The sequence below is a fragment of the Bailinhaonella thermotolerans genome (assembly GCF_003594875.1).
GTDB lineage: Bacteria > Actinomycetota > Actinomycetes > Streptosporangiales > Streptosporangiaceae > Bailinhaonella > Bailinhaonella thermotolerans.
This window is the reverse complement of record NZ_QZEY01000025.1, coordinates 1-22,538: the sequence shown is the minus strand read 5'-3', so window position 1 is coordinate 22,538 and position 22,538 is coordinate 1. Positions and strand designations below refer to the sequence as shown.

The window sequence follows — 22,538 nt, the reverse complement described above, 5'->3', positions numbered from 1 at the left end:
GATCCCGGGCGGGATGCCCCGGCCCGGGATCAGCGCGTCACCGCCTAGTCGCGGGCCTGGCGGCGCTGGCTCCTGTCCGCCTGACGCGCCTTGGCCTTCTGCTGCGGAGCGGCGTGTTCGGACTGGTCCGCCGGGTTGGCGGCGGCACGACGCTCCGCGTCGGCCGCGGCGCGGTTTCGGTTCTTCCTCTGCTGACCGGCCACTTCTCCCCCTTGGTTGTACTGACCGATATGTCGTCTGATCAGGCGTTTCAGGCGACATCGACCGTGCTACCCCGGGCAACTGGAGCAATCGCCATCTGTAGGGCTATCTACAGCAAAGACAGCCTTTGTCCTGTATGTAGTGATCCCGAGACACCGCGCACGGCCGGAGCCCCCGCTCCCGGCCGCACGCGGCGCCCCGGGCCGTACGGCCCGCGCCGGCGGCTCAGGCGGCCGCGGCCGAGGGGGAAGGGGAGGGGAGCGGCGTCCACTCGTCGTCGCTCATCCGCAGCAGCCGCAACCCCATCGCGCCGAAGCCGGCCAGCAGGATCACCGGGCCGATCAGGTAGAAGAACATCGTGCCGGTCGGCGCGGACACGAACAGCGCGTTCCCCGCGAGCACCGACGCCGGGAACCACCACCCGGCGAGCCCGGCCCGCCACACGGCCGCCGCCAGCAGCACGAGCCCGGCCAGGGGCAGGATCACCCCGGGGAGCTGCCAGGCCGGGATGACCACGGAGAACGCCGGGTTGTCCGCCTCCGTGACGACCTTGGCCTGCTCCGGCGGGAGCTGCCGGTAGACCGCGAGATGGAAGATGTCCGACAGCATGAGCGAGGACATGTTGATCGCGCCGATGACCGACGCCGCCCCCGCGATGTGGGCCAGCACGACCCCGCGCCGCCGTACGACGTGGACCAGGCCGATGATCCCCGGCACGAAGAAGACCCAGCCGTAGTGCAGGAGGGTCGAGTGCCAGGCGGTCTGGACCGGGTTGGCCGCGTAGGCGAGGAGCATCTCGTGCCCGTCCGCGGAGGACGCGTCGATGACCAGCGACAGGACGATCAGCGCCGGTGCGAGGATGAGGCTGACCCCCGCCGCCCACCGGCGGAACGAACGCGGGTCGCTGAAGCTGAAACTCATACCGCTCATGCCGCCGGAGAGTAGGAAGCGCGGGCCCGCCTGGTCGTCCCCCGCGGGGCTGTCCGCGCGTCCGTCCCGAGGAGTACGGCGGGGCCGCACGCCGAGGGACTCCGGCGCCGGGGTCTCCGGTGAACGGGACAAACCCCGCATCCGGCGCACTCCCCATGTCCTGCTACCGTTCAGGGCGCGCAGAGTGCAGCGAAGTCCGGTGCGAGTCCGGCGCTGTCCCGCAACTGTCATCCCCCTCGGGGGTAGCCAGGTCGCCTCACCTGCGCCGACGATTTCGACCCTCGTGGGAAGGGCGACCGTCTGGGTCTCGCGCTTCCCGGCAACCACAGGAGATCAGTAATGAGACCCACGCGCGCCCTCGGCGCCGCCGTGTTGCTGGGTGTCCTCACGCTGGCCGGCTGCGGCCAGTCCGGCACCTCGGGCACCTCCTCCAAGGACTCGGCCGCCCCGGCGGGATCCGCCCCGGCCGCATCCCAGGCCCCGGCGGCCGGGGCCTTCCCGGTCACCGTCAAGGGCGGCGACGGGGACGTGACGGTCCCAGCCAAGCCGGTCCGGATCGTCTCGCTGTCCCCGACCGCGACCGAGACGCTGTACGCCGTGGGCGCGGGCGAGCAGGTCGTCGCGGTGGACGACCAGTCCGACTTCCCGGCCGGGGCGCCCAAGACCAAGCTGTCGGGCTTCAAGCCGAACGCCGAGGCCGTGATCGGGTACAAGCCCGACCTGGTCGTGCTCTCCAACGACACCGCCGGCGTCGCGGCCGCGCTGCGCAAGCTCAAGGTCCCGGTGCTCCTCCAGTCGCCCGCGACCAAGATCGACGACGTCTACACCCAGATCACCAACCTGGGTACGGCCACCGGCCACGCCGACCAGGCCAAGACCGTGGTCGAGGGCATGAAGTCGCAGATCGCGCAGGCCGTGGAGCAGGCCGGGCAGGCCAAGGCGGCCAAGGAGCTCACGTACTACCACGAGCTCAGCCCCGACCTCTACACCGTGACCTCCGACACCTTCGTCGGCCAGGTGTACTCCCTCTTCGGGCTGAAGAACATCGCCGACGGCGTGGACGACAAGGCCGGCGGCTACCCCAAGCTGTCCGCCGAGCACGCGGTGAAGGCGGACCCGGACCTGGTCTTCCTGGCCGACACGGTCTGCTGTGGCCAGAACGCGGAGACCGTCGCCAGGCGCACCGGCTGGAAGGACCTCTCGGCCGTCAAGAAGGGCCTGGTCATCCCGGTCAACGACAGCCTGGCGTCCCGCTGGGGACCGCGCCTGCCGGAGTTCGTGAAGATCGTCGGCGACGCCGTCCGCAAGGCCGCAGCCGCCAAGTGACCCCGCGCGATCCGGCGACCGGCGGCCCCGCCTCCTCCGCGGAGCCGGGGCCGCCCGCCGCGCGGCCGTACGGCACGGCCCCGGCCGTGGGCGGCGCTGACGACGCCGCCGGCACCGGCGGCGCGGGCGACACCGGCGGGCTGGACGGCGCGGGCGACGCCGGCGGGCTGGACGGCGCGGGCGACGCCGGCGGGCTGGACGGCGCGGACCGCGCGGGCGGCGGAGGGCGCGGGCGGCGGTGGCGGATCCGGCCGCTGGTGCTGTCCTGCGTGCTCGTGGTACTGGCCGTCGCGCTGCTCGCGGGGCTGACCGCCGGGGCGGCGGGGATCCCGCCGGCCGGGGTGCTGCGGGCGCTGGCCGACGCGCTGCCGTTCGTGTCCCTGGACACGGGCCTCGCGCCGGTGGACCAGACCGTGCTGTTCGAGCTGCGGCTGCCCCGGGTGCTGATCGGCGCGGCCGTCGGCGGGCTGCTCGCGATCGCCGGGGCCGGGTACCAGGGCGTGTTCCGCAACCCGCTGGCCGACCCCTACCTGCTCGGCGCGGGCGGCGGCGCGGGGCTCGGCGCCACCATCATGATCGTGTTCTTCTCGGACGCGCCCGACACGGGCGTGCCCCTCGCGGCGTTCGCCGGGGCCGTGGGCGGCGTGCTGCTCGCCTACAACCTGGGGCGCGCGGCGGGCGGCCGGGGGACGGTGACACTGGTGCTCGCCGGGGTGGCGGTGTCGAGCTTCCTCGCGGCCGTGCAGGCGTTCCTCCAGCAGCTCCGGGTCGAGGAGCTGGAGCGCATCTACGCCTGGATCATGGGCGGGCTGGAGTCGGCGGACTGGGAGACGCTCACCATGATCGCGCCGTACTCGGCGGTCTCGGTGGCCGTGCTGTTCGCCCACGGGCGGCTGCTCGACGTGCTCAGCGTGGGCGACGACGAGGCCACCTCGCTCGGCGTCTCGGCGGCCCGGGTGCGGTTCGTCGTGCTCGCCGCGTCCTCCCTGGCCACGGCGTGCGCGGTGGCGGTGAGCGGGCTGGTGGGCTTCGTCGGCGTGGTGATCCCGCACGTCGCGCGGCGCCTGGCGGGCGGGTCCTACCGGGCCGTGCTGCCGCTGTCGTTCCTGCTCGGCGCGGCGTTCCTGGTCCTGGTGGACCTGCTCGCGCGCACCGTGATCGCGCCGGGCGAGCTGGCCCTGGGCGTGGTGACCGCCTTCGTCGGCGCGCCCTTCTTCGTCGGCGTGCTGCGGGCGACCCGCAGGGAGGCGTCATGAGCACGGCGGGCGCCCCCGGCGTCCAGGCGCGCGGCGTCGGGGTCCGGCTGGACGGGCGCGAGGTGCTCCGCGACGTGTCGGTCACGGCGGCCGCCGGGTCGTGGCTCGCGGTGATCGGGGCCAACGGCGCGGGCAAGTCCACCCTGCTGCGCGCGATCACCGGGCTCCTGCCGTACAGCGGGGAGGTCCTGCTGCACGGGAGGCCGGCCGACCGGCTCAAGCCCCGGGAGCGGGCCCGCCTCGTGGCGTACGCCCCGCAGAGCCCGGAGCTGCCGGGCGACACTTCGGTGTACGACTACGCGCTGCTGGGGCGGTCGCCGTACATCCGGCACTTCGGGCGGGAGACGCGGCACGACCGCGCGGTGACCGAATCGGTGCTGGAGCGCCTGGACCTGGCCCGGTTCGCGCGGCGGCGGCTGGGGCGGCTGTCCGGCGGAGAGCGCCAGCGGGTCGTGCTGGCGCGGGCGCTGGTCCAGCAGGCGCCGGTGCTGATCCTCGACGAGCCGACCACGGCCCTGGACCTGGGGCACCAGCAGCAGGTGCTGGAACTGGTGGACCGGCTCCGCCTGGCGGACTCGCTGACCGTGATCACGACCCTGCACGACCTCACGCTGGCGGCCCAGTACGCCGACTCGATGCTGCTGATGTCGGACGGGCGGGCGGCGGCGTCCGGCCCGGTCGGCGAGGTCCTGACCGAGGAGGCCGTGGCCGCCCACTTCGGCGCGCGGGTCCGGGTGGCCGAGGGCGAGGACGGCCGTCCCCACCTCTTCCTGCTGCGCCCCTGAACGTCCGGGCCCGGAACTCCGGCCCGGATTCCCGGCCGGTGAACGTCGCGGGAACGGGAAGGGGGCCGTGCGCCCTGCCGCGCACGGCCCCACCGGGGGCGGGGACGGCCCTCAGCGGCGTTTCTTCCGCCACTGGTCGATCTGCTCGCCGGCCTTCCGCTTGGCCTGCTCGGTCTGCTTGGCCCACTTGCCGTCCGTGCGCTTGTTCACCTCGTCGCCCGCCCGGTCCAGGCCCTGCCGCATCCGGTCGCGGTTCTGCCCCATCATGTCCTTCAACCTGTCGCCGAAGCCCATAGGTCCCCCTCGGCCCATCGGTAACATCTCAAAAACGACATACCCCCAGCAATCCGGACGAATCCCTAATCCGGGAGCTGGAGTTCGGCGAACGTCATCCGGTGGTCAGCGCCCTCCAGCCGGTACGTCTCGAACCGCCGCACGGCGACGTCGGCGTCGGCGAGCACCCGGTCCAGCGTCACCCCGGGCGTGAACTCCACCCACGGCCCCAGCTCGGGCCACGTCGGGGTCAGCCCGCGCCCCGTCGCGTCGGCGGCGTCCCGGTATCCGGCGTCCAGCAGGTCCCGCACCGGCCGGTGGTCGAGCGTGGCGTTGAAGTCCCCCGCGAGGATCCGCACCGTGTCCGCCGTGTCCCGGGGGTCTCCCGGGTCGCCGGGCCGGGGCAGCGCCTCCAGCCCCGCCTTCCAGCACGGTTCCCGGTCCGGCCGCGCCGGCGCGCACGGGTGCACCGACACCACCTCCACCGCCGGCGCCTCCGGCACCCGCACCCAGGCCCGGAGCTGCCCGAACCCGCCGAAGTCGATCGCCGGTCCCGACGCCTCGACCGGGAACCGCGCGTAGACGCCGGACCCGCCCACCCCGTCCCGCGCGAGCACCTTCCGGTACGGCAGGAGCCGCCCGAGCCCCGCCTCCTCCAGCCGCTCCACCGCCCCGGGGGTCAGCTCCTGCACGGCGAGCACGTCCGCCCGCGCGAGCCGTACCCGCTCCACGACCCCGGCGGCCGACGCCTGGCCCATCAGCAGGTTCGCCGTGAGCACCCGCACCACGGGCCCGTCGGGGGCCGGGCCCCACGTGCCGTCGGCGATCGCCCGGGGCAGTACGGCGGAGCCCAGCGCGACGGCCGCCGCCACCGCGACCGCGAGCGCCGCCCACCGCCGCAGCGCCAGGACGGCCGGCGCCGCGACGCCCGAGGCCGCCGCGACGTACGGCGTGAACGCCACGAGCTGCGCCCACCGGAAGCCCGCGTCGACGCCGCCGAGGCGGAGGACGGCCCACGCCGCGAACGGGAGCGCGGCCGCCCAGGCGAGGACCGTGGCCAGGCGCCGGCGGCCGCCGCGCCGTACGGGTCTGTCCGGAACCGTCCGGGACGGGCCCGGGGCGGCCCCGGCCGGCCCGGCGTTCCCGCTGGTCGCGGCGGGCGGGGTGGAGGGGGTGAGGGTCATGGGGACATCGTGCGACAGGGGAGGGGGCGGTGGGGGCGTCCGCACCGGGTTCGCGCGGCTTCTGCATGGTTCTTATACAAAATCCGGAGGTTTGGGGCCTGCGACGACGCCGCTCATTTATCGGCAAGTGAGCATTCGACCGGTCCATATGCTCAAGTCGGTGAGGCGTTGCGCACCTGATTGCTTACTCATATTTTTGGATGTCTCTTGTCCTGCGGGGGAATTCCGCACTCTTCGAGGAGTGGGTGTGACGTCCCAGGCGTCCTTTGTGCATCGTGTCCGCGCGCAGACCGAGCGGCTGGGGGACACCCGGTCGTACACCTTCGTCCAGGGCCGCCGGGGACAGTTCACCGAGACCCGCCGCACGTTCACCGAACTCGACCTGGAGGCGCGCGCGATCGCCGCCTGGCTGGGGGAGCGGCGGATGGCCGACCAGGCGGCGCTGCTGCTCTACCCGGCCGGACTGGCGTTCCTGGACGCCTTCCTCGGCTGCCTCTACTCCCGCGTGGTCGCCGTGCCCTCCCCGCTGCCGCAGACCGACCCGCGCGCGCTCGAACGCGCCGAGGGCATCATCAAGGACGCCGACGTGCGGCTCGTGCTCACCGACGCGGCCTCCCGCCCGATGCTGGCCGAGTGGCTGCGCTCGGTGGGGCTGGACGGCCGGGTCGAGTGCGTGGCCACCGACGAGGGCCCCCTCGCCGACCCCGCCGCCTGGACGATGCCGCGGATGGACGCCGGCACCCTCGCCTACATGCAGTACACCTCGGGCTCGACCAGCGAGCCGCGCGGCGTGATGCTCCGGCACTCCAACATCCTGCACAACGAGGACTCCATCTACCTGGCCCTCGGCGCCCCGCTCGTGGGCACCGGCGTGGGCTGGCTGCCGCACTACCACGACATGGGCCTGATCGGCATGCTGCTGCAGCCCGTGCACTCCGGCGGCGACCTGGCCTTCGCCTCGCCGATCGACTTCGTGATGCGGCCCGCGCTGTGGCTGGAGATGATCGACCGGTACCGCGCCGAGTACACCGTGGCCCCCAACTTCGCCTACGAGTGGTGCCTGGCCCGGGTGACCGACGCGCAGCTCGCCGGGCTCGACCTGTCCAGCCTGCGCTTCGCCATGAACGGGGCCGAGCCGGTGCGGGCCGAGACCCTGCGCCGGGTGGACGAGCGCTTCGGCCCCGCGGGCTGGAGCCCCACGGTGTGGGCCCCCGGGTACGGCATGGCCGAGGCGACCCTGCTCATCACGTGCACGCCGGTGGGCACGGGCGCGGTGGTGGGCCGGTTCGACCCGGCCGAGCTGGAACGGCACCGCGCGGTCCCCGCCGAGGACGGCGTCGAGCTGGTCGCCAGCGGCCGTACCGACCGGATGACCGTCGAGATCGTGGACCCGGAGACCGCCGAGCCGCTGCCCGAGGGGCACGTGGGGGAGATCTGGGTGCGGGGCGAGAGCGTCGCCCAGGGCTACTGGCAGCGCGAGGAGGCCACCCGCGAGACCTTCGGGGCCCGTACGGCCGGAGGCGGCGGGCCGTACCTCCGCACGGGCGACCTGGGCTTCCTGCGCGGCGGAGACCTGTTCGTCACGGGCCGGATCAAGGACCTGATCATCGTCAACGGCCGCAACCTCTACCCCCAGGACATCGAGGAGACGGCGCGGGGGGTGCACCCGGCCGCCGGGGCCGTGGCGGCGTTCGGGCTGGACACGGGCGCCGAGCACGTCGTGGTCGTGCAGGAGGTGCGGCCGAGCCGCCTGGGCGAGCGGACCCCGGCCGGCCTCGCCGCCGAGGTCAGGGCGGAGATCGCGCGGGCCCACGCGGTCTCGTCGGTCAACGTCGTGCTGGTCGAGCGGGGCGGCGTCAGCAAGACCACCAGCGGGAAACTCCAGCGCCGGCGCACCCGCCAGGCGCTGCTCGACGGGGCGCTGCCGATCGTGCACGCCGAGCTCTCCCCGGGCGTGCGGGATCTCCTCGGGGCGGGCTCCCCCGGCGTACTCGGGCGGGACGGGCACGGCGAGCGGGCCGGGACGCACGGGCCGGGCCCGCGCGTGGACGAAGGAGCGTGAGAGATGGCGAGCGGACTGGCCGAGGGCGTCGGCACGGCGGCGCCGGGCGCGGTGACGGGCGCGATGACGGGCGCGGTGACGGGCACGGCGGCGGGAACCCCCGCGCCGGGGACCGGGCACCCCGTGGGGACGATCGAGCGGTGGCTGGCGGAGCGCGTGGGGGAGTACGTCCTGCGCCCGCCGGAGGAGATCGACCCGACGGCGGCGATCGCCGGGTACGGCATGGACTCGGTCTACAACCTGAGCCTGTGCGGCGACATCGAGTCGGAGTTCGGCCTGGAGGTGGACCCGACGCTGGTGTGGGAGCATCCCACGATCGAGGCGATCGCCGCGCATCTGCGGGCGCGGATGGCCGGCTGAGGACACGTCGCGACGGCCGAGCGCGCGCATGAGAAGGATTCCCGTCCGCCGTCTGAAGTGGGTCGTCCTCGCCCTGTGGGTCGGCGTGATCGCGGTGCTCGGCCCGTCCGCGGGCCTGCTGTCCACCGTGCAGAAGGACGACATCGCGGAGTACCTGCCGGCCAACGCCGACTCGGCGCGGGCGGTGCGCCGCATCCTCGGCATGCAGGGCGACAACCTGCTGCCCGCCACGATCGTCTACGAGCGCGAGTCGGGCGTCACCGCGGCGGACCGGGCCAAGGTCGCGGCGGACCTGAAGGCCGTGGCCCGGATCCGGAACGTGGTGGCCGAGCTGCCGCCGTCGGCCGGGACCGCGGGGCGCACGTTCGGCCCGGTCGAGTTCAAGGAGGAGCTCGACAAGTACCGCGACAAGAAAGGGCGCCTGCCCAAGGAGCTGCGCGCGGTCGAGGCCAAGTTCAAGATCCCCTACATCCCGCCCGCCGGGAAGCCGGTCAAGCTCATGTCCTCGCAGGAGTCGGCGGACGGGCAGGCGCTGCGGCTGGTCGCCATCGTGCGGGACACCGGCGTGGCCGAGACCACCGCGACGATCAACGAGATCCGCCGCGTCGTCAGGGCCGGCCTCCCGCCCGGGCTCAGCGCCCACCTGACCGGGACCGTCGGCTACCAGGCGGACGCGCAGGCCGTCTTCGGCATGATCGACGGCGTGCTGGTGCTGGCCGCGCTGGGCGTGGCCGTCGTCGTGCTGCTGATCACCTACCGCAGCGTCGTCCTGTGGGCGATCCCGCTGTTCATCGTCGTGCTCGCGCTGGCCGTGGCGATGGGCGTCAGCTACCTGCTCGCCGCCGCCGGGCTCATCACGGTCAGCAGCCTGGCCGTGTCGCTGCTGATGGTGCTGGTCGTGGGCGCGGGCACCGACTACGCCCTGCTGCTCATCGCCCGCTACCGCGAGGAGCTGCGCCGCCACGAGGACCGGCACGAGGCCATGGCGGTCGCCGTACGGCGGGCCAGTCCGGCCATCGTGGCCAGCGCGGCGACCGTCATCGCGGGCCTGCTGTGCCTGATGGTGGCGGAGCTGAACTCCACCAGGGGGCTCGGGCCGGTCGCGGCGATCGGCGTGGCCTGCGCGATGATCGCGATGATCACGCTGCTGCCCGCCGTCATGGTGGTGGCCGGGCGGTGGGTGTTCTGGCCGCTGGTGCCGCGCCACGACCCGGGCGCGGCCGGGGAGTCGGGCGAGGCGGGCGCGTGGGGACGGCTCGGCCGGTGGATCGGCCGCCGCGCCCGGCTCGTGTGGATCGTGACGTGCCTGGCGCTGGGCGTGCTCGTGCTCGGGCTCACGTCGTACAAGGAGGGCGGGCTGGCCAACCGGGACGCCTTCACCGGGCGGCCGGAGGCGGTCGTCGGCGAGGACATCAGCGATCGGCACTTCCCTCGGGCGGCCGAGGACCCGGTGCAGGTCGTCGCCACGAACGAGAAGCTGCGCGACGTGATCGTGAGCGCGGCGCGGCTGGACGAGGTCACCTCGATCACGCTGGGCAGCGCGGGCACCGACGACGTGCTGGTGAACGTGACGCTCAAGGACAAGCCCAACACGCGCGAGGGCCAGGGCCAGGTGCTCCACCTGCGCGACCGCATGTTCGCGGTGGGCGCGCCCGACGTGAACGTGGGCGGGACGGTCGCGCTGAACTACGACCTGCAGCGAGCGGCGGAGCGCGACCGGCTGCTGATCATCCCGCTGGTGCTGCTGGTCGTGTTCATCGTGCTGGCGATGCTGCTGCGGGCGATCGTGGCGCCGCTGCTGCTGCTGGCCACGGTCGTGCTGTCGTTCGCGGCGACGCTGGGGATCAGCGCGTTCCTGTTCGAGCACGTCTTCGGGTTCGCCGGGGTGGACCAGGCGTTCGTGCTGGTGGTGTTCGTGTTCCTGGTCGCGCTCGGCGTGGACTACAACATCTTCCTCATGCACCGGGTCCGCGAGGAGTCGGTGCGGCACGGCACCCGGCGCGGCGCGATCCTGGGGCTCGGCGCGACCGGCGGGGTGATCACCTCGGCCGGGCTCGTGCTCGCCGGCACGTTCGCGATGCTCGGGGTGCTGCCGATGACGCAGACCGTGCAGATCGCGGTCGCGGTCGCGCTCGGGGTGCTGCTGGACACGATGATCGTGCGGTCGATCCTGGTCACGGCGCTGACGCTGGACGTCGGGGACTGGGTGTGGTGGCCCGGGGCGCTGGCGCGCGGGTCGCTGCCGAGGCCCCGGATGCGGCGCCGCCAGGTCCCGTCGGGGGTGCGCACGGTGGAGACGCGGTGGCTCTTCTCCGACCCCACCTACCAGCCGCGGCTTTGATCACATGGTGAGCGTTCGCTGTGCCGCAGCTAACAACTCGTCCCCTGCAATTTATCAGTCCAATGATAAGAAAGGGGGTGGATGGGGGTATTGCGGCGTAGAACACGATCCTGATTTAATGCAGAGGCCGCTTTCGGGGGCAGAGATGGCGAAGGCTCCGTGTTAGCGCAGTGCCGACGGCTGGTGGGGTGAATGTGGGGAACGTAGCAGATTTGTCGCTCGCCCCGGCCGGCGCGAATAACTGAACCGGAAAGAATGGCGATGTTTTCCGCTGAAAATGGTCGCTGGTCTTTGTCTTCCGCCCAGCACGGGGTCTGGTACGCGCAACAGCTCAACCCCGCCGATCCGATTCACGTCGCCCAATACCTTCACATCGAGGGCCCGCTCGACCCCGGGCTCTTCCGCGAGGCCGTCCGCCTGGCCGCCGACGAGGCCGAGGCCGTGCACGTCCGCCTGGCCGAGGACGCCGGAGGCGTGGTCCAGATCCTCGACCCGCGCGAGGTGGACCTGCCCCTCGTGGACCTCGCCGCCGGCCCCGACCCGGGAGCCGCGGCCGAGGCCTGGATGCGGGCCGAGATGGACACGCCGCTGGACCTCACGGGCGACCGCCTCTTCCGCACCGCCCTGCTACGGCTCGGGCCCGACCGGCACGTCTGGTACCTCCGCTGTCACCACGTCGCCGTGGACGGGTACAGCGGCCCGATGCTCACCCGGCGGCTCGCCGAGGTGTACTCCGAGCTCGCGGCAGGCCTGCCGTACGCCCGCACGGACCGGCTGGGGTCGCTGGCCGACCTGCTCGCGGAGGAGGCCGCGTACACCGGGTCGGCGCGGCAGGAGGCCGACCGGCGGTACTGGGCGGGGGTGTGCGCGGACCTGCCGGACCCGGTGAACCTGGCGGGGCGGTTCGCCGTGCCCTCCTCGCGCTTCCACCGGGCCACCGAGAACCTGTCGGCGGAGGAGGCCGCCGGGCTCGCCGAGGCGGCGCTGCGGCTGGGCACGAGCCCGTCCGGGCTGGTGATCGCGGCCGTGGCGGCGTACGTCGGGCGGCTGACCGGGACCGCCGACCTCGTGCTGGGGCTGGCGGTGACCGCCCGGGCGACGCCGGTGGCCCGCCGCACCCCCGGCATGGTCGCCAACGTGCTCCCGCTGCGGCTCTCGCTGACGCCCGGGATCACCGTCGCCGACCTGGTGCGCCAGGTGACCAAGCGGGTGGGCCGGCTGCTCGTGCACCAGCGGTACCGGTACGAGGACCTGCGGCGCGACCTGCGCCTCGTGGGGGACGACGGGCGGCTGTTCGGCCCGATCGTCAACGTCATGCAGTTCGACACCACGCTCGACCTGGCCGGCTGCACGGCGACCGCGCACGCGCTGTCCACCGGGCCCGTGGACGACCTGTCGGTGAACGTCTACGACGGGCGGGTCGACTTCGACGGCAACCCCGCGCTGTACGGCGAGGCGGAGCTGGCCGGGCACCACGCGCGGTTCATGCGGTTCCTGCGGGAGTTCGCGGCCTCGGCGCACGACCGGGCCGCGGACACCGTCGAGATCATGGACGCGGCCGAGCGGGAGACGGTCCTGGGCCGCTGGAACGCTACAGACCGGCGGGTGCCGCACCGCACGGCGGTCGAGCTGTTCGAGGCCGCGGTGGCGCGGGACCCGGACGCCGTGGCGCTGGCGCACCGGGGCGCGCGGCTGACCTACCGGGAGCTGAACGCGCGGGCGAACCGGCTGGCGCACTACCTGCTGGCGCACGGGGCCGGGCCGGAGCGGCGGGTCGCCCTGGCGATGCCCAAGCGCCCGGAGCTGATCGTCGCGGTGCTGGGCACGCTGAAGGCGGGCGCGGCGTACGTGCCGGTGGACCCGGCCTACCCGGCCGAGCGGGTGCGGACGATGCTCGCCGACTCCGCGCCCGAGCTGGTGCTGACCACCGCGGCGCTCGCCTGGGATCTGCCGGGGGACCGGCCGCCGGTGCGGCTGGACGACCTGGACCTGTCGGCGTACCCGGACTCCGACCCCTCCGACGCCGACCGGGGCACGCCGCTGCTGCCCGCCCACCCCGCGTACGTGATCTACACCTCGGGCTCCACCGGGCGGCCGAAGGGCGTGGTCGTGACGCACGCCGGGCTGCCGGCGTTCGCGGCGCACGAGGCCGGGCACTTCGCGGCCGGGCCGGACAGCCGGGTCCTGCAGTTCGCCTCGATCAGCTTCGACGCCTCGGTGCTGGAATGGCTGCTCGCGTTCGCCTCCGGGGGGACGCTCGTGCTGCCGCCCGAGGACGTGTACGGCGGGGAGGCGCTGGCGTCCTTCCTCGACCGCGAGGGGATCACGCACGCCCTGATCACCCCGGCCGTGCTCGCCACGCTGCCGCCCGGGCCGCTGCCGGGCCTGCGCACGCTCGTCGTCGGCGGCGAGGCGACCCGGCCCGAACTGGTGGACCGGTGGTCGCCGGGCCGCCGCATGATCAACGCGTACGGGCCCACCGAGACGACGATCGTGGGCGCGATGAGCGGCCCGCTCGCGCCCGGCGGGCCGATCCCGATCGGCCGGCCGGTGTTCAACAACCGGGTGTACGTCCTGGACGCGGCGCTGCGGCCGGTCCCGCCCGGCGTCGTGGGCGAGCTGTACGTCGCCGGGGTGAGCCTGGCGCGAGGGTACCACGACCGGCCGGGGCTGACGGCGGAGCGCTTCGTGGCCTGCCCGTACGGCCCGCCGGGGGAGCGGATGTACCGCACGGGCGACCTGGCGCGGTGGACGGCCGACGGCGAGCTGGAGTACGCCGGGCGCGCGGACTCCCAGGTCAAGGTGCGCGGGTTCCGCGTCGAGCCGGGCGAGATCGAGGCCGTGCTCGCCCGCCGCCCGGGGGTGCGCGAGGTCGCCGTCGTGGTGCGCGAGGACCGCCCTGGGGACCGCCGGCTGGTGGCCTACGTCGCCGGGGAAGCGGACCCCGCGGACCTGCGCGCCGCCGCCGCCGAGTCGCTGCCCGCGCACATGGTGCCGTCGGCGGTGGTCAGGCTGGACCGGCTCCCGATCACCGGCAGCGGCAAGCTGGACCGGGCCGCGCTGCCCGCCCCGGGCCCGGCGGCCGGCGGTGGCCGCGAACCGGAGGGCGAGCGCGAGGAACTGCTCGCCGCGATCTTCGCCGAGGCGCTGGGGCTGGAGCGGGTGGGGGCCGAGGACGGCTTCTTCGACCTGGGCGGCGACTCGATCGTGGCGATCCAGATCGTGTCCCGCGCCCGCCGCGCCGGGCTGTCGATCTCGCCGCGCGACGTGTTCCAGCACCGCACGGTCGAGGCCCTGGCCCTCGTGGCCGGGTCCGTGGAGGCGGCCGGCGACGAGGACCGGGACCGTCCCCTGGTGGAGCTCGGCCCGGGGGAGCTCGACGAGGCCGTCCTCGCCGCGGCCGAGGACGTGTGGCCGCTGTCGCCGCTGCAGACCGGGTTCTACTTCCACGCCCTGCTGGACGAGGGCGCGAGCGACGTCTACACCGCCCAGCTCGTGCTGGACCTGGACGGCGACCTCGACCCCGCCGCGCTGCGCGCCGCGATGGACGAGGCGGTCCTGCGGCACCCCAACCTGCGCGCCGCGTTCCTGCAACGGCCCTCCGGCGAGCCCGTCCAGGTCGTGCACCGCTTCGCGTCCGTGCCCTGGCGCGAGGAGGATCTGACCGCGCTGCCCGGGGACTCCCGCGAGGCCGCGGCGGCGCGGCTGGCCGGGGAGGAGCGGTCGCGCCCGTTCGACCTGGCGTCCCCGCCGCTGCTCCGCGTCGCGCTCGTGCGGCTCACGCCGTACCGGCACCGGATCATCGTGACGAACCACCACATCCTGCTCGACGGCTGGTCCACGCCCCTCCTCGCGGCCGAGGTCTTCGCGCTCTACACCGAGCGCCTCTCCCCCGGGGCGTACGACGGGGTGCACCGCGCCGGGGAGCCGGACGCGCGGGACGGCGGCGCGGCGCCGTACAAGCGGTACCTGGCCTGGCTCGCGGGGCGGGACCGGGACGCCGGGCTGGACGCGTGGGGCCGCGCGCTCGCGGGGGTCACGGAGCCGACGCTGGTGGCGCCGGAGGCGGCGGACCGGCCGCCGGTGACGCCCGAGCGGGTCTCCGCGGACATGGCGGCGGACCTGGCCGGGAGGCTCGCGGCCGTGTCGCGGGCGCGGTCGGTGACGCTGACGACCGTGCTCCAGGCGGCGTGGGGGATGGTGCTCGCGCGGATGTGCGGGCGCGGCGACGTGGTGTTCGGCGGCACCGTGTCGGGGCGGCCGGCCGAGCTGCCCGGGGTCGAGGGCATGATCGGGCTGTTCATCAACACCGTGCCGGTGCGGGTGCGGCTCGACCCCGCGGAGACGGTCGGGGAGCTGCTGGAACGCGTCCAGGGCGAGCAGGCGGCGCTGTTCGCGCACCACCACGTGAGCCTGCCGGAGATCCAGCGGGCGGCCGGGACCGGCCCGCTGTTCGACACGCTCATGGTGGTGGAGAACTACCCGCTGGACCCGGGGGACATCGCGGCGGGCGGCGTGCGGATCACGCCGGGAGACGTGACCGACACGACGCACTACCCGCTGACACTGCTGGTCATCCCGGGGGAGCGGCCCCGGCTGCGGCTGCACTACCGGCCCGACGTGTTCACCGCCGGGCAGGCCGGGCGGGTGCTGCGGCGGCTGGTGGAGGTGCTGGAGGCGATCGCCGCCGCGCCGGACGCCCTCGTGGGCCGGGTGGACGCGATCTCGGCCGGGGAACGGGCGGAGATCGAGCGGTGGAACCGGACCGGGCGGCCGGTGGCCCCCGCGACGCTCCCGGAGCTGTTCGAGGCGCAGGTCGCGCGCACGCCGGACGCGACGGCGCTGGTGTCCGAGGGCGTCTCGCTGACGTACGCCGAGCTGAACGCGCGGGCCAACCGGCTGGCGCGGCACCTGGCGGCGCGCGGGGCGGGGCCCGAGACGGTGGTCGGGCTGGCGCTGCCGCGCTCGGCCGGCCTGCTGGTCGCGATGTACGCCGTGGTGAAGACGGGGGCGGCCTACCTGCCGATCGACCCGTCGTACCCGGCCGAGCGGATCGCCTACATGATCGAGGACGCCGCGCCCGTCGTGGTGATCGACGAGTCGTGGCTCGCGGAGGCGGACGTCTCCGGCCTGTCCCCGGACGACCTGGAGCGCGGCCCCTCACCCGCGAACCCCGCGTACGTGATCTACACCTCGGGCTCGACCGGCCGCCCCAAGGGCGTCGCCGTCGCGCACGAGGCCATCGTGAACCGGCTCGCGTGGATGCAGGCGGAGTACGGCCTCGGGCCCGGCGACCGCGTGATGCAGAAGACCCCCGCCGGGTTCGACGTGTCGGTGTGGGAGTTCTTCTGGCCGCTCCAGACCGGGGCGGCGCTGGTGATCGCCCGCCCGGACGGGCACCGCGACCCGGCGTACCTGGCGGAGCTGGCGCGGGAGCGGCGCGTCACGACGATGCACTTCGTGCCGTCCATGCTCACGGCCTTCCTGGCCGAGCCCGCCGCGGCCGGCTGCGACTCGCTCCGGCGGGTGTTCTGCAGCGGCGAGGCCCTGCCGCTGGACCTGGCCGAGCGGTTCCGGGCGGCGTTCCCCGGGGTCGCGCTGCACAACCTGTACGGCCCGACCGAGGCCGCGGTCGACGTGACGCACTGGGAGCACCGGCCGGAGCCGGGCGCGGTCACGGTGCCCATCGGGCATCCGGTCTGGAACACGCGGGTCCACGTGCTCGACCCGTTCCTGCGGCCGGCCCCGGTCGGGGCGCCGGGGGAGCTGTACCTGTCCGGGGTGCAGCTCGCGCGGGGGTACCTGGGCCAGCCCGGGCTGACCGCCGAGCGCTTCGTCGCCGACCCGTACGGCCCGCCGGGGTCGCGGATGTACCGCACCGGCGACCTGGTCCGCCGCCGGGAGGACGGCGCGCTGGACTACATCGGCCGGGTGGACTTCCAGGTCAAGATCCGCGGGCAGCGGGTCGAGCCGGGCGAGGTCGAGGCCGTGCTCGCCCGTCACCCGGGCGTCGCCCAGGCCGCCGCCGCCGTGCGCGGAGACCGCCTCATCGCCTACGTCGTCCCGGCGCCCGTCCAGGCGGCCCCCGGGGTGCGGGAGGACGCCGTGCCCCTGAACGGCGGGGCCCGCGCCGGCGCCGTACGCCTGAACGGGGCGGACGCCGTACACCTGAACGGGGCCGGGCCGCTGGACGCGGCGGCGGTCCGCCGGCACGCGGCCGCGTCGCTGCCGGAGGTGATGGTGCCGGCGGCGGTGGTGTTCCTGGACGCGCTGCCGCTGAACGCCAACGGCAAGCTGGACCGGGCCGCGCTGCCGGAGCCGGACTTCGCGGCCGCCGCGACCGGGCGGGAACCCTCGAACGCCCGCGAGGCCGTGCTGGCGTCGCTGTTCGCCGAGGTCCTGGGCCTTTCGCGGGTCGGGGCCGACGACGGCTTCTTCGACCTGGGCGGCGACTCCATCGTGGCCATCCAGCTCGTGGCGCGGGCCCGGCAGGCGGGCCTGGTCTTCTCGCCCAGGGACGTGTTCCGCAACCCCACGGTCGAGGCGCTGGCGGCGGTCGCCCGCGTGGACGACGGGCGCGCGGCCGAGCCGCCGGGATCGGGCGTCGGTTCCGCCCCCGCCACGCCGATCATGCGCTGGCTGCGCGAGCTGGGCGGGCCGGTGGACGGCTTCAGCCAGCACGTCGTCCTGCGCGTCCCGCCCGGCCTGCGGACCGGGGACGTCACTCGGGCGCTCCAGGCCGTGCTGGACCACCACGACGTGCTGCGCGCCCGCCTCACGCCGGACTGGACCCTGGAGATCCCCGGGCCGGGCGCGGTGGACGCCGCCGCCCGCGTGCGCCGGGCCACGGACGACGACATCGCCGCCCAGACCGAGGCCGCGCGGCGGCGGCTCGACCCGGCGAACGGGATCATGGTCCAGGTCGTCCTCGCGGACACGGCGCTGATCGTCGTGGCGCACCACCTGGTCGTGGACGGCGTCTCCTGGCGCGTGCTGCTGCCCGACCTGGCCACCGCGCTGGCCGGCGGCGCGCTCGCCCCCGTCCCCGCCTCGTTCCGCCGCTGGGCCGTACGGCGGGCCGCCGAGGACCGCCGCGCCGAGCTCGCCGCCTGGCGGGACGTCCTCGCCGGGCCCGACCCGCTGCTGGGCGACCGGCCGCTCGACCCGGCGCGGGACGTGTCCGCGACGCGCGGCGAGCTGACCCTGACCCTGCCGCCGGACATCGCCGGGCCGCTGCTCGCCGAGGTGCCCGCCCGCTTCCACGCCCGGGCCGACGACGTGCTGCTGACCGGGCTCGCCGTCGCGGTCGCGCGCTGGCGCGGCGGCCCCGGGACGGGCGTGCTCGTGGACCTGGAGGGCCACGGCCGCGACGAGACCGCCGCCGACCTGGGCCGCACGGCCGGCTGGTTCACCGCGCTGTACCCCGTGCGGCTGGACGCGGGCGACGTGGACCCGGCCGAGGTCTGCGCGGGCGGCGACGCGGCCGGGCGCGCGATCAAGCGGGTGAAGGAGGGGCTGCGGCGGGTCCCCGGCGACGGGTCCGGCTTCGGCGTGCTGCGGTACCTCGACCCGGAGACCCGCGACGAGCTGGCCGGGCTCCCCCGCCCGCAGATCATGTTCAACTACCTCGGCCGCCTCGACGCCCCGCGCGGCGGCGACTGGGAGCCCATCGCGATCGGCGGCGGCCAGGACCCGGACCTGCCCCTGGCGCACGCGCTCTCCGTCAGCGCCGTCGCCCGCGCGGGGGAGGGCCTGACCGCCACCTGGACCTGGGCCGGGGGCGTGCTCACCGAGGACCGCGTGCGCGACCTGGCCGAGACCTGGTTCGCCGTGCTCCGCGGCCTGCGGGACGCCACCGGGGCCGGGTTCACCCCCTCCGACCTGCCGGTGCCCCTCACCCAGGCCGAGATCGAGGAGCTGGAGCGCGCCGAGCCGGACCTCGCGGACGTGTGGCCGCTGTCCCCGCTCCAGCAGGGCCTGTTCGTGCACGCCCTGCTCGACGAGGAGGACGTCTACACCGTCCAGCTCGCCCTGGACCTGGACGGCCCCCTCGACGCGGCCCGGCTCAGGTCGGCCGCCGAGGCCCTGCTGCGCCGTCACCCCGGCCTGCGGGTGACGTTCCGCCAGCGCCCCCACGGCGACGCCGTACAGCTCGTCCACGACCGCGTGGACCTGGCGTGGACCGAGCGCGACGTGACGTCCGCGCCCGACCCGGCGGAGGAGGCGCGGCGGCTGACCCGGGAGGAGCGGCAGCGGCCGTTCTCGCTCGGGCGCGGCCCGCTGGTGCGCTTCCTGCTGGTCGGGCTGGGCGGCGACCGGCACCGCCTGGTGCTCACCAACCACCACGTCGTGCTCGACGGCTGGTCGGTCCCGGTGCTCGTGGCCGAGCTGTTCGCGCTCTACCAGGGGACCGCGCTCGCCCGGCCCGCGTCGTACCGGGGCTACCTGGAGTGGCTGGGCGCGCAGGACCGGGAGGCGGCGGAACGGGCGTGGCGCGACGCGCTCGCGGGTGTCACCGAGCCCACCCTCGTCGCGCCCCGGCTGGCCGGCGCCCCGCCCGTCGCGCCCGAACGGCTCCACCTGACGCTCGGCGCGGACCTGACCGCGCGGCTCACCGCCTGGCTGCGCGGCCGCGGCCTGACCCTCAACACGGTCTTCCAGGCGGCCTGGGGCGTGCTGCTGTCCCGCCTGACCGGCCGCGACGACGTGGTCTTCGGCGCGACCGTCTCGGGCAGGCCCGCCGACCTGCCCGGGGTCGAGGACGCGGTCGGGCTGTTCATCAACTCCGTCCCCGTCCGGGTGCGGCTGACGCCCGGCGAGCCGCTGTCCGCGCTGCTGGACCGGCTCCAGGCCGAGCAGGCCGAGCTGTTCGCCCACCATCACCTGGGCCTCGCGGACATCCAGCGGGCGGCGGGCGCCGCGCGGCTCTTCGACACGATGATGGTGATGGAGAACTACCCGCTGGACCCCGCCGACCTCGGCGAGGCGCCCGGCGGGCCGCGCGTCGCCGGGGTGGAGACGGACGACGCCACCCACTACCCCCTGGCCGTCGCCGCGATCCCCGGCGAGCGGCTGACCCTCCGCCTCTACTACCGCCCCGACCTGTACGGCGAGGCGGAGGCGGCCGAGCTGCTGGAACGCCTGGCGGCCCTGCTCGAAACCGTCGCGGACACGCCGGAGCTGCCCGTCGGCCGGGTGGACGTGCTGACCCCCCGCGAGCGGGACCGCGTCCTGCGCGAGTGGAACGCCACGGACGCGCCCGTCCCCACCGGCCGCTCGCTCGTGGACCTCTTCGAGGAGCGGGTGCGGCTCGCGCCGGAGGCGCCCGCGGTGGTGGCGGACGGGGTGTCGCTGACGTACGGGGAGTTGAACGCGCGGGTGAACCGGCTGGCGCATCGGCTGATCGGGTTGGGGGTGGGGGCGGAGACGCCGGTCGCGGTGCTGATGGAGCGGTCGGTGGAGCAGGTGGTGGCGACGCTGGCGATCGTGAAGGCCGGCGGTTGCTATGTGCCGATCCACCACAGCCACCCGCCCGAGCGCATGTCCTACGTGATGGCGGACACGGGCGCCCCGGTGCTGCTGGTGGACGAGGAGAACGCGGTCCGCTGGTTCCCCCACGACGGCCGGGTCCTGCTGGCGCGCGACGCCCCGGGCGACGACAGCGACCCGGGCGTCGCCGTACGGCCCGCGCAGGCCGCCTACGTCATGTACACCTCGGGCTCGACGGGCCTGCCCAAGGGCGTGGTGGTCACCCATCGCGACGTCGCCGGCCTGGCCCTCGACCCGGTCTGGGACCGCGAGGCGCACCGCCGGGTCCTGCTGAACGTGCCCTACGCGTTCGACCCCTCGTCGTACGAGCTGTGGACGCCGTTGCTGACGGGCGGCGCGATCGTCGTGGCCCCGCCGGGGCCGCTCGACGCCGAGACCCTGGCCAGGACGGTCCGGGATCACCAGGTCACCGCGATGGTGCTGGTCACCGGGGTGTTCAACCTGATGGCGGAGGAGCGGCCCGACGCCTTCGCCGGGGTGCGCAGCGTGCTCACCGGCGGGGACGTGGCCTCCCCGCACGCCATGGCCAGGGTGCTGGCGGCGCGCCCCGGCCTCACGCTGATCAACGGGTACGGGCCGACCGAGACCACCCTTGTGGCCGCGACGCACCGGGTTCGGCCGGAGGACACCTCGGGCGACGTGCCGATAGGCCGCCCGCCCGCCAACATGCGCGCCTACGTGCTCGACGCGAACCTGCGGCCCGTCCCCCCGGGCGTCCCCGGCGAGCTGTACTCGGCCGGGCTCGGGGTCGCGCGCGGCTACCTCGGCCGTCCGGGGCTGACGGCCGAGCGGTTCGTGGCGTGCCCGTTCGGCCCTCCCGGCGAGCGGATGTACCGCACCGGGGACCTGGCGCGGTGGCGCGAGGACGGGGTGCTGGAGTTCCTGGGCCGGGTGGACGACCAGGTCAAGGTGCGCGGGTTCCGCATCGAGCCGGGCGAGGTCGAGGCCGTGCTGGCGCGTCACGAGGGCGTGGCCAGGGCCGCGGTCGTCGTCCGGGAGGACCGGCCGGGGGACAGGCGGCTGGTCGCGTACGTCGTCGGCGAGGCCGGCCCCGGGGAGCTGCGGGAGCTGGCCGCCGCCGCGCTCCCGGAGTACATGGTCCCGGCCGCCTTCGTGACCCTGCCCGAGCTGCCGGTCACGCCCAACGGCAAGCTCGACCGCAAGGCGCTGCCCGCGCCGGACCTGCCCGGCGCCGCCCCCGGCCGGGCCCCGCGCACGCCCGCCGAGGAGATCCTGTGCGGGCTGTTCGCCGAGGCTCTGGGCGTGGACCGGGTGGGCGTGGACGACTCGTTCTTCGAGCTGGGCGGCGACTCGATCGTCGCCACGCGGCTCGCCTCGCGGATCCGGTCGGCGTTCGGGGCCGAGCTGCCGGTGCGCGCGCTGTTCGAGACCCCCACGGTCGCGGGCGTCGCCGCGCTGGTCGAGGCGGCCTCCGGCGCGGCCCGGCCCCCGCTGGCCCCGCGCCCCCGCCCGGAATCGGTGCCGCTGTCGCACGCGCAGCGGCGGCTGTGGTTCCTGAACCGGTTCGACCCGGCGTCGCCGGTCTACAACGTGCCGATCGCGCTGCGGCTGCGCGGGGAACTGGACGCCGGGGCGCTGCGGGCCGCGCTCGCCGACGTGGCCGTACGACATGAGTCCCTGCGCACGGTCTACCCAGAGCACGACGGGAACCCGCGCCAGGTGGTGCTGCCCGGGGCGCGGCCGGAGGTCGCCGTGGTCCCGGCGGCGGAGGAGGACCTGCCCGGGCTGCTCGCCGGGGCGGTCGGGCGCGGGTTCGACCTGACCGCCGAGCCGCCGCTGCGCGCCTTCGTCTTCCGGCTCGCGCCGGAGGAGCACGTCGTGCTGCTGGTCCTGCACCACATCGCCGCCGACGGCTGGTCCCTCGCCCCCCTGGCCGCCGACGTGGTCACCGCCTACGCGGCCCGCCGCGCCGGGGAGGCGCCCGGGTGGGAGCCGCTGCCGGTCCAGTACGCCGACTACGCGCTCTGGCAGCGGGACCTGCTCGGCTCGGAGGACGACCCGGACAGCCTGGTCAGCCGCCAGCTCGCCTTCTGGCGCGAGGCGCTGGCCGGCCTGCCCGAGGAGCTGCCGCTCCCCGCCGACCGGCAGCGCCCGGCCGAGCCGTCGTACCGCGGCGGCGCCGTCCCGTTCACCGTCCCGCCCGAGGTGCTCGACCGGCTCGGCGCGCTGGCCCGCGAACGCCGCGCGAGCGTGTTCATGGTGGTGCGGGCGGCGCTGGCGGCGTTGTTGTCGCGGTTGGGGGCGGGTCCG

At 75.2% G+C, this 22,538-nt stretch carries 10 protein-coding genes; 7 read left to right on the top strand and 3 right to left on the bottom strand.

The window, feature by feature from the left end; genetic code table 11:
• Positions 1-426: 426 nt before the first annotated feature.
• Positions 427-1,131, bottom strand: coding sequence for a hypothetical protein (locus D5H75_RS37295; protein ID WP_147425410.1), 705 nt, complete (start codon positions 1,129-1,131; stop codon positions 427-429).
• 339 nt (positions 1,132-1,470) lie between these two features.
• On the opposite strand from D5H75_RS37295, the gene D5H75_RS37290 reads away from it, so the two are divergent.
• The 3 genes from D5H75_RS37290 (at position 1,471) to D5H75_RS37280 (ending at position 4,498) form a co-directional block, all read left to right on the top strand.
• A complete protein-coding gene (locus tag D5H75_RS37290; RefSeq protein ID WP_119931332.1) occupies positions 1,471-2,457 on the top strand; it encodes an ABC transporter substrate-binding protein in 987 nt (328 codons plus the stop codon).
• A 245-nt stretch (positions 2,458-2,702) separates the two neighbouring features.
• The gene (locus tag D5H75_RS37285) at positions 2,703-3,713 is read left to right on the top strand and encodes a FecCD family ABC transporter permease (RefSeq protein WP_202638900.1); all 1,011 of its coding nucleotides are present in this window, start codon (positions 2,703-2,705) and stop codon (positions 3,711-3,713) included.
• On the top strand, positions 3,710-4,498 hold the full coding sequence (locus D5H75_RS37280) for an ABC transporter ATP-binding protein (protein WP_119931331.1): 789 nt from the start codon (positions 3,710-3,712) through the stop codon (positions 4,496-4,498). Before D5H75_RS37285 ends, D5H75_RS37280 begins: the two co-directional genes overlap by 4 nt.
• Positions 4,499-4,609: 111 nt before the next feature.
• On the opposite strand, the gene D5H75_RS37275 is transcribed toward D5H75_RS37280, so the two are convergent.
• Both D5H75_RS37275 and D5H75_RS37270 read right to left on the bottom strand, forming a co-directional pair.
• Positions 4,610-4,792, bottom strand: coding sequence for an antitoxin (locus tag D5H75_RS37275; RefSeq protein ID WP_277950001.1), 183 nt, complete (start codon positions 4,790-4,792; stop codon positions 4,610-4,612).
• Positions 4,793-4,857: 65 nt separating this feature from the next.
• Complete coding sequence (locus D5H75_RS37270) at positions 4,858-5,955, bottom strand: endonuclease/exonuclease/phosphatase family protein (protein ID WP_119931329.1); 1,098 nt, start codon at positions 5,953-5,955, stop codon at positions 4,858-4,860.
• A gap of 268 nt (positions 5,956-6,223) precedes the next feature.
• Between D5H75_RS37270 and D5H75_RS37265 the strand changes: the two genes are divergently transcribed.
• The 4 genes from D5H75_RS37265 to D5H75_RS44440 form a co-directional block, all read left to right on the top strand.
• A complete protein-coding gene (locus D5H75_RS37265) occupies positions 6,224-8,017 on the top strand; it encodes a fatty acyl-AMP ligase (RefSeq protein ID WP_202638891.1) in 1,794 nt (597 codons plus the stop codon).
• Positions 8,018-8,020: 3 nt separating this feature from the next.
• Positions 8,021-8,377, top strand: a complete 357-nt coding sequence (locus D5H75_RS37260; RefSeq protein WP_242454743.1) for an acyl carrier protein — start codon at positions 8,021-8,023, stop codon at positions 8,375-8,377.
• Between the two features lie 28 nt (positions 8,378-8,405).
• Positions 8,406-10,718: an MMPL family transporter gene (locus tag D5H75_RS37255; protein ID WP_119931327.1), complete on the top strand. Its 2,313-nt coding sequence runs from the start codon at positions 8,406-8,408 to the stop codon at positions 10,716-10,718.
• Positions 10,719-11,009: 291 nt separating this feature from the next.
• Positions 11,010-22,538: non-ribosomal peptide synthetase (locus D5H75_RS44440; RefSeq protein WP_119931326.1), on the top strand; the 11,529-nt coding region annotated here is incomplete at its 3' end.